The organism is Mycobacterium pinniadriaticum (assembly GCF_026242045.1).
In the GTDB taxonomy this organism is placed as follows: domain Bacteria; phylum Actinomycetota; class Actinomycetes; order Mycobacteriales; family Mycobacteriaceae; genus Mycobacterium; species Mycobacterium pinniadriaticum.
Genome location: NZ_JAPJDO010000009.1, coordinates 70,180 through 87,018 on the forward strand (window position 1 = coordinate 70,180; position 16,839 = coordinate 87,018).

Genomic DNA, 16,839 nt, shown 5'->3' on the forward strand with positions numbered 1-16,839 from the left:
GCGTGGAGAGGTGACTTCACCTGACAACCTCCCCCGCACACTTGGCGAATTGCGCGCGTCCGGCCATCGGGAACGCACCGTCAAGCAGGAGATCCGGGAGAACCTGCTGGCCGCACTGGCCCAAGGAGATGACGTCTGGCCAGGCATTTTCGGGTTCGAGGACACCGTTTTGCCGCAGCTTGAGCGGGCTCTGATCGCCGGGCACGACTTCGTCCTGCTGGGTGAGCGGGGGCAGGGCAAGACCCGGCTGCTGCGGTCATTGCAGAACCTGCTCGACGAGTGGACGCCGGTGATCGCCGGAGCCGAACTCGGTGAGCACCCGTACACCCCGATCACACCAGGGTCGATCCGCCGGGCGGCCGACCTGGGTGACGCACTGCCGGTGGGCTGGCGGCACCGTAGCGAGCGCTATACCGAAAAGCTCGCCACCCCGGACACCAGCGTGGCCGACCTGGTCGGCGACATCGACCCGATCAAGGTCGCCGAAGGACGTTCCCTGGGTGATCCCGAGACCATCGCCTACGGCCTGATCCCGCGCGCGCACCGCGGCATCGTGGCCGTCAACGAACTGCCCGACCTGGCCGAGCGGATCCAGGTCTCGATGCTCAACGTGATGGAGGAACGCGACATCCAGGTCCGTGGCTACACGCTGCGACTGCCGCTGGACGTGCTGGTGGTCGCCAGCGCCAACCCCGAGGACTACACCAACCGCGGTCGCATCATCACGCCGTTGAAGGACCGGTTCGGCGCCGAGATCCGCACGCACTATCCGCGTGAACTCGACGCCGAGGTCGGCGTCATCACTCAGGAAGCGCACCTGTCCGCGCAGGTTCCGACCTACCTGATGCAGATCATCGCCCGGTTCGCGCGCTATCTGCGCGAGTCCAATTCCGTCGACCAGCGTTCGGGTGTGTCCGCGCGGTTCGCGATCGCGGCCGCCGAGACCGTTGCGGCATCGGCACGCCATCGCGGCGCGGTGCTGGGGGAGGATGAGCCGGTGGCCCGGGTGGTTGACCTCGGCACCGTGATCGACGTGCTGCGCGGCAAGCTGGAATTCGAGTCCGGCGAGGAGGGCCGCGAGCAGGCGGTGCTCGAGCACCTGCTGCGCCGGGCCACGGCCGATACCGCCCAGCGCGTGCTCGGCGGTATCGACGTCGGCCCGCTGGTCTCCGCGGTCGAGGGCGGCTCGGCGGTGACCACCGGCGAGCAGGTGCCGGCCAAGGACGTACTGGCCGCGCTGCCCGACCTGCCGGTGATCGACGCGATTGCCAAGCGGCTGGAGGCCGAAACCGAGGGCGAGCGTGCCGCGGCCGTGGAATTAGCGCTGGAGGCACTGTATTTGGCCAAGCGCATCGACAAGGTGACGGGAGAAGGCGAGACGGTCTATGGGTGACCCCAATGAGCTCTAAACGCCCGCATGCGCACGACTCCCGGTATTCGGCCTACACCGGGGGGCCGGATCCGCTGGCGCCGCCGGTGGACCTGCGTGACGCGCTCGAGCAGATCGGGCAGGACGTCATGGAGGGCACGTCGCCGCGCCGGGCGTTGTCGGAACTGCTGCGGCGCGGCACCAGGGACACCAAGGGCGCCGACCGGCTGGCCGCCGAGGTCAACCGTCGACGGCGAGAGCTGTTGAACCGCAACAACCTCGATGGCACTCTGCAGGAGATCAAACAACTGCTCGACGAGGCGGTGTTGTCCGAGCGTAAGGAGTTGGCGCGGGCACTCGACGACGACGCTCGGTTCGCCGAACTGCAGATCGAGGCTTTGTCACCGTCACCGGCCAAGGCTGTGCAGGAGTTGTCCGACTACGACTGGCGCAGCCCCGAGGCGCGCCAGAAATACGAGCAGATCAAAGATCTGCTCGGCCGGGAGATGCTCGACCAGCGATTCGCCGGGATGAAGCAGGCGCTCCAGGACGCCACCGACGAGGACCGCCAAGCCGTCAACGAGATGCTCGACGACCTCAACGACCTGCTGGACAAGCACTCTCGCGGTGAGGACAGCCCCGAGGACTTTCACGACTTCATGCGCAAGCATGGACAGTACTTCCCGGAGAATCCGAAGAACGTCGAGGAGCTTCTCGACTCGCTGGCCAAGCGGGCCGCCGCGGCCCAGCGATTTCGCAACAGCCTGACCGCAGAGCAGCGCGCCGAGCTCGATGCCCTGGCACAGCAGGCATTCGGTTCGCCGCAATTGATGAACGCGCTCAACCGCCTCGACTCCCATCTGCAGGCCGCCCGGCCCGGCGAGGACTGGAGCGGCTCGTCGGAGTTCTCCGGCGACAACGCCCTCGGGATGGGGGAGGGAGCGCAGGCGCTGGCCGACATCGGCGAACTCGAGCAGCTCGCCGAGCAACTCTCGCAGAGCTATGCCGGGGCCACCATGGACGACGTCGACCTCGATGCCCTAGCCCGCCAGCTTGGCGATCAAGCCGCCATCGATGCGCGGACGCTCGCCGAGCTCGAGCGCGCCCTGATGAATCAGGGTTTCCTGGATCGCGGCTCCGACGGGCAGTGGCGGTTGTCCCCGAAGGCCATGCGGCAACTCGGCCAAACGGCTCTTCGCGATGTTGCCCAACAACTCTCCGGCCGCCACGGCGAGCGGGACACCCGTCGCGCGGGGGCGGCCGGTGAGCTGACCGGCGCGACCCGGCCGTGGGCGTTCGGGGACACCGAGCCGTGGAACGTCACCCGCACCCTGACCAACGCGGTGCTGCGACAAGCCGGCGGGCAGGAGCGAAGCGACGGGGGAATCGGGCGGAGCACCGACAACCTGGGCGGCCCGCTGCGGATCACCGTCGATGACGTCGAGGTGTCGGAGACCGAGACCCGCACCCAGGCGGCGGTGGCGCTGCTGGTCGACACCTCGTTCTCGATGGTCATGGAGAACCGGTGGGTGCCGATGAAGCAGACCGCGCTGGCGCTCAACCATCTGGTGAGTACGCGGTTCCGGTCCGACGCGCTGCAGATCATCGCGTTCGGCCGCTACGCGCGGACGGTGACCGCCGCCGAGTTGACCGGGCTCGAGGGCGTTTACGAGCAGGGCACCAATCTGCATCATGCGCTGGCACTGGCGGTCCGGCATCTGCGTCGTCACCCCAACGCCCAACCGGTGGTGCTGGTGGTCACCGACGGGGAGCCGACCGCGCATCTCGAGGATTTCGACGGGACGGGGTCGGGTTCTGCGGTGTTTTTTGATTACCCGCCGCATCCGCGGACCATCGCCCACACTGTTCGCGGCTTCGATGAGGTCGCGCGTCTGGGAGCTCAGGTAACGATCTTCCGGCTCGGAAACGATCCGGGTCTCGCCAGATTTATCGACCAGGTTGCTCGTCGGGTGGAGGGCCGGGTGGTCGTTCCCGACGTGGACGGCCTGGGTGCGGCGGTCGTCGGCGACTATCTGAGGTCGCGCCGTCGCCGTCGCTGAGCTGGAGACATGTGGTGTTCAGCAAATCGCTATGCCATCTGGAGCGCAGCGCCTGTTCAGGCGGTGGCCGCAAAGAGCGTGGCAAACCCGGTTATTATTGACGGCAACATTCTTCGGCATCGTGTCCTAGCGAACACGTGCAAGATGTTGTTCACCTGAATGTCGCCCGGCTGTGAACCGGCTACTCAATGGCTGTCGAGACGCCGTGATGGAAGTGACACAAGCGAAGGATGATGGTCGCCAATTTCACCCGTTCCGCTTGCTGAAGGGCAAACAGCCCCTTAGTATCTATCAGGATCTTCTAAGATTCGCATCAGCAAAGCATCGAGTTCGTCACGAACCTGGCGAACCGCATCCACAAGGGGAAACAGCAATGGCGTCACGTACTCGACCTTTCCTGATGACCGGCGCGGCACTGGCCAGCGCCGCAGCCATCGTCACCGCCTCGCCGGCGTTCCTGCCGACCCACGACATCGCGGTGGGGACGCCCAGCCCGCTGCCGCTGTCGACCGCGAAGTACGAGCTGACGGCGATCACCGACATCACCATTCAGGGCATCAACGATGCCTACTGGTTCGGGTGGGGCGGCTACATCACTGCGGAGAATTTCTACTACCCGGGCGTGAGTGATATCTACCTCAGCGGTGCGTCGGGTGTCCTCTACTACGTGGTGGACAATGTGGTGGACTCCTTCGACTCCTCGTTCGACCTGGACAACTACTACTTCGAGATCGGTGCGCCCGCGGTGCCCTATGTGGGCGCCGGCGAAATCTTTGGAACCACATCGCCGGTCTTCCAGGCCGCGCAGGCGACGTTCTACTACGGCATTCCCAACGTGGTCAACTCGATCGTCGCCTCGGCGGCGTCGCTGGTCCCCACCGTCGACATCGGCCCGGTCACGGTCGGTGGCGGCATCCTCGCCAGCTTGTACTTCTACGGCGAAACCCCGGGCGGCGACGCCTACGGTAGCGGCGGCATGTCCTCGATCCTGGCCTACATCTCGACGTCGATCTCGGACAGCCTGCCCACCGCAGCCGCGGTCAGCAGCTCGTTGACCGCGGCCGCCACCGAGGTTTCCACGGCTGTCGAGGGCGCCGTCGAGGGTGTCGAGACCGCTGTTGCGGCCGCGATCACCCCCAGCGCATCGGCTGCGGCCAAGTCGAGCACCAAGTCGGTGCCAGCCGAGGCTGCGACCGAGTCCACGGATACCACCTCGACCGAGGACAGCAAGTCGACCGAGGAGAGCACCTCGACCGAGGACAGCACCTCGACCGAGGACAGCACCACGACGTCGGTCGCAAGTGCTGCAGCTGCTACCCCGAAGACCACCGCGGCCTCGTCCGCCAAGCCGCAGAACCCGCTCGCCAAGATCGGCAAGCGGATCTCGGACGCGCTCGGCGGCGGTAAGAAGGCCAAGTCGAGCTCCAGCTCCTCGAGCAGTTCCAAGTCGAGCGGCGGCTCCAGCTCCGGCAAGGGTCACAGCGCGAAGTAGCTAGTCTCCCAACAAACTTCGGCCCCTTCCGGATGGAAGGGGCCGAAGTTTTTGATCGGGCTCGGGTTGGCTAGCGCGCCAGTTGCTCAGAGCCGCCGGGTTTACGATTCTTTCGTTTGACGCCCACACCGCCCCATAGTGAGAAGCCGCGGATTGTGACTTTCGGCGCCCCCGGGGTGCCGGCGCCGTCGACGTGGTGGTCAAAGCCGCCCATCACGCCGACCCCACGCACTTCGAGATTGACCTCGGGTGGCAGCAGGATGGTCTGCCCACCCATGATCGAGTACGCGTGGATCTCCACGGTGGCCGAGGTGAAATCGGCATAGCGCAGGTCGACCACGCCGCCGCCGAAAAGCGTGAACGTGGTGATCCGTCCGGGCACGTTCCATCGGCCGCGGCGCTCGAATCCGCTGAGGATGGCCAGCAGCAGTGTCTTGGGCGCCGGCTTGCATGCGCCGCGCCGGTGCGATGTGTCGGTCGCCTCCGGCAAGTCCTCGGTGAGCCGATCCAGTTCCTCATGGGTTTGCGCGGCATAGGCCTTGGACAGCCGGCGTTCGTATTCTCCGAGCTGCAGACGGCCCTTGGACGCGGCCTCGGTGAGCAGCTGAGCAACCTGGATGCGGTCGGTGTCAGCGGCTCGCGTCGATGCGTCCCGCGGCGTCGAGTTGCTCATCGCTACGAGCGTACGGCTCTGGAAGGCAACCGCAAGAGTGTTCGCTGATCTCTCACAGTGGTGTTATCGCAGCCAGCGCGGCTGTCGTTTCTCAAGGAACGCCAGCATCCCTTCTCGCGCTTCGTCAGAGACGAACAGCCGCGCCGATTCTTTCGCCAGCCGTTCGGCGTCGCGGTCGAACCCGGCCAGGACATCGGCGGTGGTCAGGGCTTTTGACGCGGCGAGGCCCTGGGGTGAGCCGCGACCCAGGTCAGCCACAACGGCGGCGATCGCGGCGTCGAGGTCGTCGGCGGCCAGGGTGATCAACCCGATCTCGGCGGCCGTGGCCGCGGTGAACGTTTCGCCCGTCAGGAAGTAGCGGGCAGCGGCGCGCGGCGACAACTTGGGTAGCAGCGTCAGGGAGATGATCGCCGGTGCCACGCCGATACGCGCTTCGGTCAGCGCGAACGTGCTGCGCGGACCGGCAACCACGATGTCGCAGGCACCCACCAGGCCCAGCCCGCCGGCGCGGACGTGGCCGTCGATGGCCGCCACCACCGGCAGGGGTGACTCGACGATCGCGCGCAGCACGGACGTGAGTTCGCGGGCCCGGGCCGCGGTGGTCTCGAACGGGTCGCCGTCTGGTGCTTCGCTCAGATCGGCGCCGGCGCAGAACGTGCCACCGGCGTGACCCAGCACCACGGTCCTGACCGCCGGATCGGCGGCCGCCTCCCGCAGGCCGGAGTGCAGCTGCTCGACCAGCCGGGTGGACAGCGCGTTGCGGTTGTGGGGTGAATCCAGCGTCAGCCGCGCGACGTGGCCGTCGACGGCGTAGCGAACCAAGTCGGTCATGTCAGTACGACCGCGGCAGGCCCAGCGAGCTCTGGGCGATGAAGTTCAGGATCATCTCGCGGCTCACCGGGGCGATACGCGCCAGTCGTGAGGCGGTCAGCAGAGACGCGACGCCGTATTCCTTGGTCAGCCCGTTGCCGCCGAGGGATTGCACGGCCTGGTCCACGGCCCGCGTCGACGCCTCACCCGCGGCGTACTTCGCCATGTTGGCGGCCTCCGCGGCGCCGAAGTCGTCGCCGTTGTCATAGAGCGTGGCCGCCTTCTGCATCATCAGCCTGGCCAGCTCGATCTCGATGTGGTTCTGCGCCAACGGGTGGGCGATGCCCTGATGGGCGCCGATCGGGGTCTTCCACACCTGCCGGGTCTTGACGTATTCGGCGGCCCTGCCGATCGCGAAGCGGCCCACCCCGATCGCATTGGCGGCCCCCATGATCCGCTCCGGGTTCAGGCCCGCGAACAGCTGGGCGATCGCGGCGTCCTCAGAGCCCACCAGAGCTTCGGCAGGCAGCCGGACCTCGTCGATGAACAGCTGGAACTGGCTCTCCGGGCTGACGATCTCCATGTCGATCCTGGTGTACGTGAGGCCCGGGGCGTCCGTCGGGACGATGAACAGCGCTGGCTTCAGGTTGCCGGTCTTGGCGTCTTCCATCCGGCCGACGACAAGGACCGCCTGGGCTTGGTCGACACCGGAGATGTACACCTTCGCACCCGAAAGGATCCAGTCGCTGCCGTCGCGTCGCGCGGTGGTGGTGATGCGGTGCGAGTTCGAACCGGCGTCGGGTTCGGTGATGGCGAACGCCATGATGGTCGAGCCGTCGGCGATACCGGGCAGCCAGCGCTTCTTCTGCTCGTCGGTGCCGAACTTGCTGATGATCGTCCCGTTGATGGCCGGCGAGACCACCATCATCAGTAGGCCGCAGCCGTTGCTGGCCATCTCGTCCATCACCAGCGAAAGCTCGTAGATACCCGCGCCCCCACCGCCATACTCCTCGGGCAGGCTCACGCCGATGAATCCGAGTTTTCCTGCCTCTGCCCACAATTCGTCGGTGTATTGGCCGGCGCGCGCTTTTTGCAGGTAGTAGTTCTGGCCGTAGCTGGCCGCCATCCCCGCGACCGCCTTGCGCAGCTCCTGTCGTTCGGCACTCTCGATGAATCCGGTGTCGGTCTTCAAGGCGGTCACAGCTCTCCTTCTGTTTCGTTCTTGTTCTCCACCCGGGCAAGAACGGTCCCCACGTCGACCTGCTGGCCGACGCTGACATCCAGTTGGGTCACCACGCCGTCTGCCGGTGCGGTGATGGTGTGCTCCATCTTCATCGCCTCCAACCAGACCAACGGTTGGCCGAGCACGACCTTGTCACCCAACTCCGCGCCGAGCCGGATCACCGCGCCGGGCATGGGTGCCAGCAGCGATCCCTTCTCGACGGCCGAGCCCGGCTCGGGGAAGCGCGGGGCGACGGTAAACCGCACCGATCTCATCGGCGAGTCGACGAAAACCTCTGCGCCATAGCGGCTCACCGCGAACACGGTGGCGACCTCGTCGGCATCGGCCAGAACCACCTCGTCCGGGTGGGCCCGGAGCAGGGTCACGCCGTCGTCGTCGGGCAGGACCAGGCCGCCGCGGGTGAATCGATAGGCGACCCGGTGCTCCTGCCCGGCGGCGTCCAGGTAGGTCTTGTGCTGATTGTCCGAGACGACATTGCGCCAACCGCTGGGAAGTCCGCCGAGCACCGTGGCGGTGGCCCGGTTGTGGGCGGCTTCGGCCAGGGCGGCCGCCACCACGGCGAGCCGGACCGTGCGGTCGTCGGCCAGCGGGCGGGTCAGCTCGGTCAGACCGTGGGTGTCAAAGAACGCGGTGTCTGTCTCGCCGTCCAGGAACGCCTGATGCCGAAGGACATTGACCAGCAGGTCGCGGTTGGTGCCCACGCCGTGCAACCTGGTACGGGCGAGCGCATCGGCGAGCACCTGGGCCGCGCGACGCCGGGTCGGGGCCAAGGAGATGACCTTGGCCAGCATCGGGTCATAGTGAATCGACACGGTGGAAGAGTCGGTGATCCCGGAATCGAGGCGGACACCCGTCCTCGATATCAATCCGAAACACGTTGCAGTGCCGGGCACTTCGAAGTGATGGATTCGGCCGGCCTGCGGTTGCCAGTTGCGGGCCGGGTCCTCGGCGTAGATCCGCGCCTCGATGGCATGTCCGTGGGCTGCGGGCGGCTGGGCGCCGAGTCGCTCTCCGTCGGCCACCGACAGCTGCAACTCGACCAGATCCAGGCCGGTGGTGAGTTCGGTGACGGGGTGCTCTACCTGTAGTCGGGTGTTCATCTCGAGAAAGTAGAACGCGCCTTCCCGTCCAGGTGCGTCCTCGGCCAGGAACTCCACTGTGCCCGCTCCGGCGTAGCCGATGGCGCCGGCAGCCAGCCGGGCGGCCGCAAACAGCCTCTCCCGCATGCCCGCAATTCGCTCGACCAGAGGTGAGGGAGCCTCCTCGATGATCTTCTGGTGCCGGCGTTGAATGGAGCATTCCCGCTCGCCGACCGCCCAGATCGTGCCATGCTCGTCGGCGAGCACCTGGACTTCGATGTGGTGGCCGGTGGGCAGATACCGTTCACAGAACACGGTCGGATCACCGAAGGCGGACTGGGCTTCCCGGCGTGCGGCCTGCACCTGGCCGGGCAGCTCGGACAGTTCGGTCACCACCCGCATACCGCGTCCGCCGCCTCCGGCCGACGCTTTCACCAGTACCGGCAGCTGGGCTTGGGTCACCGTGTCGGGGTCGAGTTCGTCGAGCACCGGAACACCGACCGCTGCCATCATCTTCTTGGCCTCGATCTTGGAGCCCATCGACGCGACGGCAGCCACCGGTGGTCCGATCCAGGTCAACCCGGCGTCGATGACCGCCTTGGCGAAATCGGCATTCTCGGAAAGGAATCCGTAACCGGGGTGGATAGCGTCAGCACCGGCGCGGCGGGCCGCGCTGATCAGCTGCGCGATGTCCAGGTACCCGGAACTGCCGTCGAGCCGTACCCGTGCGTCGGCCTCGAACACATGTGGCGACTGCTCGTCGGGATCGGTGTAGACGGCCACGGTGGCGATTCCGAGCCGACGGCAGGTGGCGAAAACGCGACGGGCGATTTCACCGCGGTTGGCGACGAGAACTCGACTGATCACGGGTGGCTCACATCCGGAAGACGCCGAAGTTCGACGTCCCCTCGATCGGTGCATTGGCGATGGCGGACAGGCACATTCCGAGAACGGTGCGGGTGTCGCGAGGATCGATCACCCCGTCGTCGTAGAGCCGGCCGGACAGGAACATCGGCAACGACTCCGCCTCGATCTGTGCCTCGACGGCAGCCCGAAGGGCGGCATCGGCCTGTTCGTCGACGGTGCCGCCGCGGGCCTCGGTGGCCGCGCGATTGACGATCGAAAGAACACCGGCGAGCTGCGCACCGCCCATCACCGCGGATTTCGCACTGGGCCAGGCGAACAGGAAGCGAGGATCGTAGGCGCGTCCGCACATCCCGTAATGGCCGGCGCCGTAGGAGGCGCCGATCAACAACGAGATGTGCGGGACCCGCGAGTTGGATACGGCATTGATCATCATCGAGCCGTGCTTGATCATCCCGCCTTCCTCGTAGGTCTTGCCCACCATGTAACCGGTCGTGTTGTGCAGGAACAGCAGTGGCGTGTTCGACCGATTGGCCAGCTGGATGAACTGGGTTGCCTTCTGTGACTCTTCGCTGAACAGCACGCCGCGGGCGTTGGCCAGGATGCCCAGCGGATAGCCGTGCAGGGTGGCCCAGCCGGTCACCAAAGATCCCCCGTACATCGCTTTGAACTCGTCGAAGTCGGAGCCGTCCACGATGCGGGCGATCACCTCACGCGGGTCGAACGGTATCCGCAGATCTGCCGACACGATGCCGAGCAACTCGTCGGGGTCGGCCAGGGGCGCGATGACCGGCCGCGGCGCCGGTCCCTGTTTGGCCCAGTTGAGCCGTGCCACGATACGTCGGCCGATGCGGATGGCATCGAGCTCGTCGACGGCGAAATAATCGGCCAAACCCGATACCCTGGCATGCATTTCGGCTCCACCGAGGGATTCGTCGTCAGCCTCCTCCCCGGTGGCCATCTTCACCAGTGGGGGACCAGCCAGGAAGACCTTCGACCGTTCCTTGATCATCACGACGTGATCGGACATGCCCGGGATGTAGGCACCGCCGGCGGTGGAGTTGCCGAACACCAGCGCGATCGTGGGAATGCCGGCCGCGGACAGCCGGGTCAGGTCCCGGAACATCTGACCACCCGGGATGAAGATCTCTTTCTGGGTGGGCAGATCCGCACCACCGGACTCCACCAGTGAGATGACCGGCAGCCGATTTTCGAACGCGATCTGGTTGGCTCGCAGTATCTTCTTCAGCGTCCAGGGGTTGCTGGTGCCGCCCTTGACGGTGGGATCGTTGGCGATCAGCAGGCACTCGCCCCCTTCCACCACACCGATACCGGTCACCAGGCTGGCGCCGACCTGGAAGTCGCTGCCATATGCGGCCAGCGGGCACAGTTCCAGGAATGGCGAATCGGGGTCCACCAACATCTCGATCCGCTCGCGGGCGGTGAGCTTGCCGCGACCGTGGTGCCGGTCCACGTATTTGGGCCCGCCACCGGCCAGCGCCTTGGCCAGTTCACCGTCGATCTCGGCGAGCTTGGCGGCCATGGCCTCGGCCGCCCCGACGTACGTCGGCGCCTTCGGGTCGAGGGTGCTTCGCAGCAGGGTCATGGGCAATCCGCTCCGCTTCTTGCTGGCGTCATGACTGATATCCCAATACTTTTGCGGCCAGGCTGGTCAGGATTTCGGTGGTTCCGCCGCCGATACCCAGGATCCGCATGTCCCGGTACTGGCGTTCGACCTCGCATTCGGTCATGTAGCCCATCCCTCCGAACAGTTGCACGGCCTGGTGCGCCACCCATTCACCCGCTTCCACCGCGGTGTTCTTGGCGAAGCACACCGCCGCGATCAGATCCGTGCTCGTGTTTGATGTCGCCGGCCCAGCGGCTCCGGCTGCCAGTTGCCGCTCCACGACATGGCGCGAGTACACCCGGGCCACCTCGATGCGGCGGGCCATCTCCGCCAGCGTGTTCTGCACCGCCTGCCGGGAGATCAACGGCCGGCCGAATGTCTCCCGGTCGCGGCACCACTGCACAGTCAGGTCCAGGCAGCGCTGTGCCGACGAATATGCCTGGGCGGCAAGCCCGATCCGCTCGGACACGAAGGCCTGGGCAATCTGGGCGAAGCCGGTGTTCTCGATACCGACGAGGTTGGCCGCCGGAACCCGCGCCTCGGTGTAGGAGAGTTCGGCGGTGTCCGAGGATCGCCAGCCCATCTTGTCCAGCCTGCGGGTGACGTCAAACCCCGGCGTACCTTTCTCGACGACGAGAAGCGACACCCCGGCGGCACCGGGAAACTCGTCACCGCCGGTGCGCACGGCGGTGACGACGTAGTCGGCGCGCACGCCCGACGTGATGTAGGTCTTCGCGCCCGAGACCACGTATTCGTCACCGGCGCGAATCGCCGTCGTCCGCAAGTGACCGACGTCGGAGCCGCCGCCGGGCTCGGTGATCGCCAGCGCGCCGATCAGCTCACCTCGCAGCGTGGGGCGGACGAACTTCTCGATCAGCCGTTGATCGCCGGCCGCGACCATATGGGGTACCGCGATACCGCAGGTGAACAGCGAAGCGAAAACCCCACCGGGAGTGCCGGCTTCATGCAGCTCCTCGCAGATGATCAACGAATCCGCGGCATCGCCGCCGCCGCCACCGGCCGACTCCGGCAGCTCGGCCCCCAACAGCCCGGCGGCGGCGGCCCGCCGGTGTAGATCGCGGGGGAGCTCACCGGCGCGTTCCCACTCCTCGACGTGAGGAAGGATCTCGCGTTCGGCGAAGCCGCGCACGGTCTTGCGTAGCTGCTGGCGTTCGGGGGTGTTCCAGATGGTCATGCCAGGATCGCTTCCGGGATGTCGAGGTGCCGGCTACGCAGCCATTCGCCGAGACCCTTGGCCTGTGGGTCGAACCGGGCCTGATAGGCGACGCCCTGTCCGAGGATCCCGTCGACGACGAAGTTCACTGCGCGCAGGTTCGGGAACAGGTGCCGGGAGATTCCGAGAGCCTTTGTCTCCGGTAATAACTCGCGCAGGACGTCGATGGTCAGCGTGTTGGCCAGCCAGCGCCACTGCTCGTCGGTGCTCACCCAGACGCCGACGTTGGCCGCCCCGCCCTTGTCCCCGCTGCGCGCTCCGGCGATCGTGCCCAGTGGCAGGCGCCTGGTCGGACCGGGGGCCAGCGGTTCGGGCAGCGGCGGCGCGTCGACCTCGGCCAGCTCCAGTGTGTTTGTGGCAGGGGCGATGTCGGTTCGGCTCCCGTCGGGTCCGACGGCGACCTGCGCGATCTCGTCGGCCGGTACATAACCGGCGGTGAACACACCGTAGACCTGACCGTCGCCCGGCGGTGCGGTGGAGGTGAAGCCGGGATAGGAGGCCAACGCGAGTTCGACTGCAGCCGAGGAGAACTGGCGGCCAACCCGATTCGGATCGGGGTCGCGCACGACGCAACTGAGCAGTGCGCTGGCCGCCTCCTCGGTGTCGGCGTCGACATGGTCGGTGCGGGCCAGCGTCCAGCCCATCTCGGCGGGTTTCACGCTCAGCGCCGACTCCAGCTGCTGGCGTACCAATGTCGCCTTGGCCTCGATATCGAGTCCGGTGAGCACGAACGTCACCGAGTTGCGGAACCCGCCGATGCTGTTCAGCGATACCTTCAGCGAGGGCGGCGGAGGCTCGCCGCGCACACCGCTGATGCGTACCCGGTCTATTCCGTCGTCAGCCAGCGCGACGGTGTCGAAGCGGGCGGTGACATCGGGGTTGGCGTAGCGCGCGCCGCCGATTTCGTAGAGCAACTGCGCGGTCACCGTGCCGACACTGACCTGGCCACCGGTACCGCTGTGCTTGGTGATCACCGAGGAGCCGTCGGCATAAACCTCCGCCAGCGGGAAGCCGGCGTGGCCGAGGTCGGCGATCTCGGTGAAGAACGCGTAGTTGCCGCCGGTGGCCTGCGCGCCGCATTCGATGACGTGACCGGCCACCACCGCCCCGGCCAGCTGGTCGTAGTCCTGGCGGCCCCACCCGAAATGCGCCGCTGCTGGAGCGACCACCACGGAGGCGTCGGTCACTCGGCCGGTGACGACGATGTCGGCGCCGGCCTGCAGGCAGTCGACGATGCCCCACGCCCCCAGGTACGCGTTGGCGGTCAGCGGCGAGCCCAAGCCAAGTTGAGGGGCCCGGGGGAGCAGGTCGTCGCCCTCGACATGGGCCACTGTTGCCGGGATGCCGAGCCGATCGGCGAGCTCGCGGACGGCGTCGGCCAGGCCCGCCGGATTGAGGCCACCGGCGTTGGCGACGATGCGAACTCCCTGGTCGTGGGCGAATCCGAGGCACTCTTCGAGCTGGGTCAGGAATGTCTTGGCGTAGCCGCGTTCGGGATGTTTCATCCGGTCGCGGCCCAGAATGAGCATGGTGAGCTCGGCCAAGTAGTCGCCGGTCAGATAGTCCAACTCACCGCCGGTGAGCATTTCGCGCATCGCGGCCAGACGGTCACCGTAGAAGCCTGAACAGTTGCCGATCCGCACCGCATTCGCCACGCGCGCCGTCTTCCCTCTCGTTGACCAACCAACTGGTAGGTTACTGGCGACGTCCGGTCTCCAGTCAAGGGGTGAAGGCACCAACCGCAGGCCGCGGGACGTTTTGGAGCCCACGCAGGTGAGCGGCTATCCTGAAGTGCAACTGTTGGCCGCCGGCACCATTTCACTCCTGCGCGGCGACACCCCTGATCAAGGAGAAGCACGTCATGGCTGTGCCCAAGCGCAGAATGTCGCGCGCGAACACTCGCAGTCGGCGCGCGCAGTGGAAGACCGAGGCCACCGGTCTGGTCAACGTTTCCGTCGGCGGCCGCCAGCACAAGGTTCCGCGTCGGTTGCTCAAGGCCGCGCGGCTCGGATTGATCGACCTCGACAAGCGCTGACAACGTTCGCCGACCGCGAATTGCCTGCTAGCACGGCGTGCCTCTCAGCCCAATCTCAGGCGTTGGGTTGACACTGGTGCCCGTGCGAATACTTGTCGTTGATGATGATCGCGCAGTGCGCGAGTCGTTGCGCCGGTCCCTTTCATTCAACGGATATTCCGTAGATCTGGCGCAGGACGGTGTCGAAGCCCTCGATGCGATCGCCAACGACCGGCCCGACGCGCTCGTGCTCGACGTGATGATGCCCCGGCTGGACGGGCTCGAGGTCTGCCGGCAACTGCGCAGCACCGGTGACGATCTGCCGATCCTGGTTCTGACCGCCCGGGACTCGGTGTCTGAGCGGGTGGCGGGCCTGGATGCCGGCGCCGACGACTATCTGCCCAAGCCGTTCGCCCTGGAGGAGTTGCTGGCGCGGATGCGCGCGCTGCTGCGCCGGACCAGCCCCGACGAACAGTCCGATTCGGCGCTGATGACGTTCGACGATCTGACGTTGGACCCGGTGACCCGCGAGGTGCATCGAGGCAAACGCGCCATCAGCCTCACCCGGACCGAGTTCGCGCTGCTGGAGATGCTGATCGCCAATCCGCGACGGGTTCTGACTCGTAGTCGCATCCTGGAAGAGGTGTGGGGTTTCGACTTTCCGACTTCCGGCAACGCGCTGGAGGTCTACGTCGGCTACCTACGCCGAAAGACCGAAGCAGAAGGAGAACCGCGGCTGATCCACACCGTGCGAGGTGTGGGTTACGTGCTGCGTGAGACACCGCCCTGATGGCACGACTGAGGCGGCGCGCGCGAGCCTCGCGGGCGCCCGAGGAATCGACGACATCGCTGTCCCTGCGATGGCGGGTGATGTTGCTGGCCATGTCCATGGTGGCGATGGTCGTCGTGCTGATGGCCGTCGCGGTTTACGCCGTCGTGTCCGCGGCGCTCTACACCGACATCGACAACCAGTTGCAGAGCCGGGCGAGCCTGCTGATCGCCAGCGGGTCGCTGGCCGCCGATCCCGGAAAAGCGATCGAGGGCACCGCCTACTCCGATGTCAACGCGATGCTGGTCAATCCGGGCCGATCGATCTACACCGCGAACCAGCAGGGCCAGCGGCTACCGGTCGGCGAGCCGGAGAAGTCTGTCATCGGCGGAGACCTGCTGATGTCCCGCCGGACGGTGGCCAACCAGCGGGTACTGGCGGTTCACCTGCCCACCGGCAGCTCACTGCTGATCTCGAAGAGCCTGGCCCCCACCAACGCGGTGATGACCAAGCTGAAATGGGTGCTGCTGGCGGTGGGCGGTATCGGCGTGGTGGTCGCCGCGATCGCCGGCGGCATGGTGGCACGGACCGGCCTGCGACCGGTGGCGCGGCTGACCGAAGCCGCCGAGCGGGTGGCGCGGACAGACGATCTTCGGCCGATCCCGGTGTTCGGCAGCGACGAGCTGGCCAGGCTCACCGAAACGTTCAACACGATGCTTCGCGCGTTGACCGAGTCGCGGGAACGGCAGGCCCGGCTGGTCGCCGACGCCGGGCACGAATTGCGCACGCCGCTGACGTCGCTGCGTACCAACGTCGAGTTGCTGATGGCGTCGATGCAACCGGGTGCCCCGCGGCTGCCGGAGAACGAAATGGCCGATCTGCGCACCGATGTGATCGCACAGATCGAGGAGTTGTCCACGCTGGTGGGCGATCTGGTCGACCTCACGCGTGAGGACGCCGGCGGGGTGGTGCACGAAGCGGTCGACCTGAGCGACATCGTCGACCGCAGCCTCGAGCGTGCGCGCCGACGCCGCAACGACGTTCTTTTCGACGTCGACGTCGTCGGCTGGCAGGTCTACGGCGATCCCGCCGGACTGTCCCGGGCGGTGGTCAACCTGCTCGACAATGCGGCGAAGTGGGGCCCGTCGGGCGGCCATGTCGGGGTTCGGCTGCGTCAGGTGGACGCCGCCCATGCCGAGCTCGTGGTGTCCGACCACGGGCCGGGGATTCCCCCTGCCGAACGTGGTCTGGTGTTCGAGCGGTTCTACCGGTCGGCATCGGCACGGGCCATGCCCGGGTCGGGGCTGGGCTTGGCGATCGTCAAGCAAGTTGTCGTCAAGCACGGCGGGATGATCCGAATCGCCGACACCGTGCCGGGCGGCCAGCCGCCGGGCACCGCGTTCTACGTCCTGCTACCGGGGCTGCCGACGACCGCGATGACGTATCCGGATGCTTCAGCTGAGAGCGAAATCACGGCCAAAATGGCCAAGACCAACGGTGGTCAAGGGGCCTCCCAGCAAAAACGATCGACTGTACCGAGTGTTATCTCAGTCGATTCTCAGTAGCGCAAGGCAAGCTTGAAGGCAACGTCTCTTTGATCAATAA

At 66.6% G+C, this 16,839-nt stretch carries 13 protein-coding genes; 6 read left to right on the forward strand and 7 right to left on the reverse strand.

The window, feature by feature from the left end; genetic code table 11:
- The first annotated feature begins 10 nt into the window (after positions 1 to 10).
- From ORI27_RS12680 to ORI27_RS12690, 3 genes are all read left to right on the forward strand, one after another.
- Positions 11 to 1,393 carry an ATP-binding protein gene (locus ORI27_RS12680; protein WP_265997274.1) on the forward strand — a complete coding sequence of 461 codons (1,383 nt, stop codon included), beginning with the start codon at positions 11 to 13 and terminating at the stop codon, positions 1,391 to 1,393.
- Positions 1,394 to 1,398: 5 nt separating this feature from the next.
- Positions 1,399 to 3,429 (forward strand): vWA domain-containing protein, encoded by a 2,031-nt coding sequence (locus tag ORI27_RS12685; protein WP_265997273.1) that lies wholly within the window; start codon positions 1,399 to 1,401, stop codon positions 3,427 to 3,429.
- Between the two features lie 373 nt (positions 3,430 to 3,802).
- Positions 3,803 to 4,921 (forward strand): hypothetical protein, encoded by a 1,119-nt coding sequence (locus ORI27_RS12690; protein WP_265997272.1) that lies wholly within the window; start codon positions 3,803 to 3,805, stop codon positions 4,919 to 4,921.
- Positions 4,922 to 4,991: 70 nt separating this feature from the next.
- On the opposite strand, the gene ORI27_RS12695 is transcribed toward ORI27_RS12690, so the two are convergent.
- The 7 genes from ORI27_RS12695 to ORI27_RS12725 form a co-directional block, all read right to left on the reverse strand.
- Positions 4,992 to 5,594, reverse strand: a complete 603-nt coding sequence (locus ORI27_RS12695) for a DUF1707 SHOCT-like domain-containing protein (protein WP_265997271.1) — start codon at positions 5,592 to 5,594, stop codon at positions 4,992 to 4,994.
- Positions 5,595 to 5,657: 63 nt separating this feature from the next.
- Complete coding sequence (locus tag ORI27_RS12700; protein WP_265997270.1) at positions 5,658 to 6,425, reverse strand: enoyl-CoA hydratase family protein; 768 nt, start codon at positions 6,423 to 6,425, stop codon at positions 5,658 to 5,660.
- A gap of 1 nt (position 6,426) precedes the next feature.
- Entirely contained in the window at positions 6,427 to 7,596 is a 1,170-nt protein-coding gene (locus ORI27_RS12705; protein WP_265997349.1) for an acyl-CoA dehydrogenase family protein, read from the reverse strand.
- Positions 7,597 to 7,601: 5 nt separating this feature from the next.
- Positions 7,602 to 9,647, reverse strand: coding sequence for an acetyl/propionyl/methylcrotonyl-CoA carboxylase subunit alpha (locus tag ORI27_RS12710; protein WP_265997269.1), 2,046 nt, complete (start codon positions 9,645 to 9,647; stop codon positions 7,602 to 7,604).
- A complete protein-coding gene (locus ORI27_RS12715; RefSeq protein WP_265997348.1) occupies positions 9,601 to 11,190 on the reverse strand; it encodes an acyl-CoA carboxylase subunit beta in 1,590 nt (529 codons plus the stop codon). Before ORI27_RS12715 ends, ORI27_RS12710 begins: the two co-directional genes overlap by 47 nt.
- A gap of 34 nt (positions 11,191 to 11,224) precedes the next feature.
- Positions 11,225 to 12,412, reverse strand: a complete 1,188-nt coding sequence (locus ORI27_RS12720; protein WP_265997268.1) for an acyl-CoA dehydrogenase family protein — start codon at positions 12,410 to 12,412, stop codon at positions 11,225 to 11,227.
- Positions 12,409 to 14,094 (reverse strand): acyclic terpene utilization AtuA family protein, encoded by a 1,686-nt coding sequence (locus ORI27_RS12725; RefSeq protein ID WP_265997347.1) that lies wholly within the window; start codon positions 14,092 to 14,094, stop codon positions 12,409 to 12,411. Before ORI27_RS12725 ends, ORI27_RS12720 begins: the two co-directional genes overlap by 4 nt.
- Before the next feature lie 218 nt (positions 14,095 to 14,312).
- On the opposite strand from ORI27_RS12725, the gene rpmF reads away from it, so the two are divergent.
- The 3 genes from rpmF to ORI27_RS12740 all read left to right on the forward strand — a co-directional run bounded on the left by rpmF (position 14,313) and on the right by ORI27_RS12740 (position 16,799).
- The gene (gene rpmF / locus ORI27_RS12730) at positions 14,313 to 14,486 is read left to right on the forward strand and encodes a 50S ribosomal protein L32 (RefSeq protein WP_265997267.1); all 174 of its coding nucleotides are present in this window, start codon (positions 14,313 to 14,315) and stop codon (positions 14,484 to 14,486) included.
- A gap of 82 nt (positions 14,487 to 14,568) precedes the next feature.
- Complete coding sequence (locus ORI27_RS12735; RefSeq protein ID WP_265997266.1) at positions 14,569 to 15,255, forward strand: response regulator transcription factor; 687 nt, start codon at positions 14,569 to 14,571, stop codon at positions 15,253 to 15,255.
- On the forward strand, positions 15,255 to 16,799 hold the full coding sequence (locus tag ORI27_RS12740) for a HAMP domain-containing sensor histidine kinase (RefSeq protein ID WP_265997265.1): 1,545 nt from the start codon (positions 15,255 to 15,257) through the stop codon (positions 16,797 to 16,799). Before ORI27_RS12735 ends, ORI27_RS12740 begins: the two co-directional genes overlap by 1 nt.
- Positions 16,800 to 16,839: the final 40 nt, after the last annotated feature.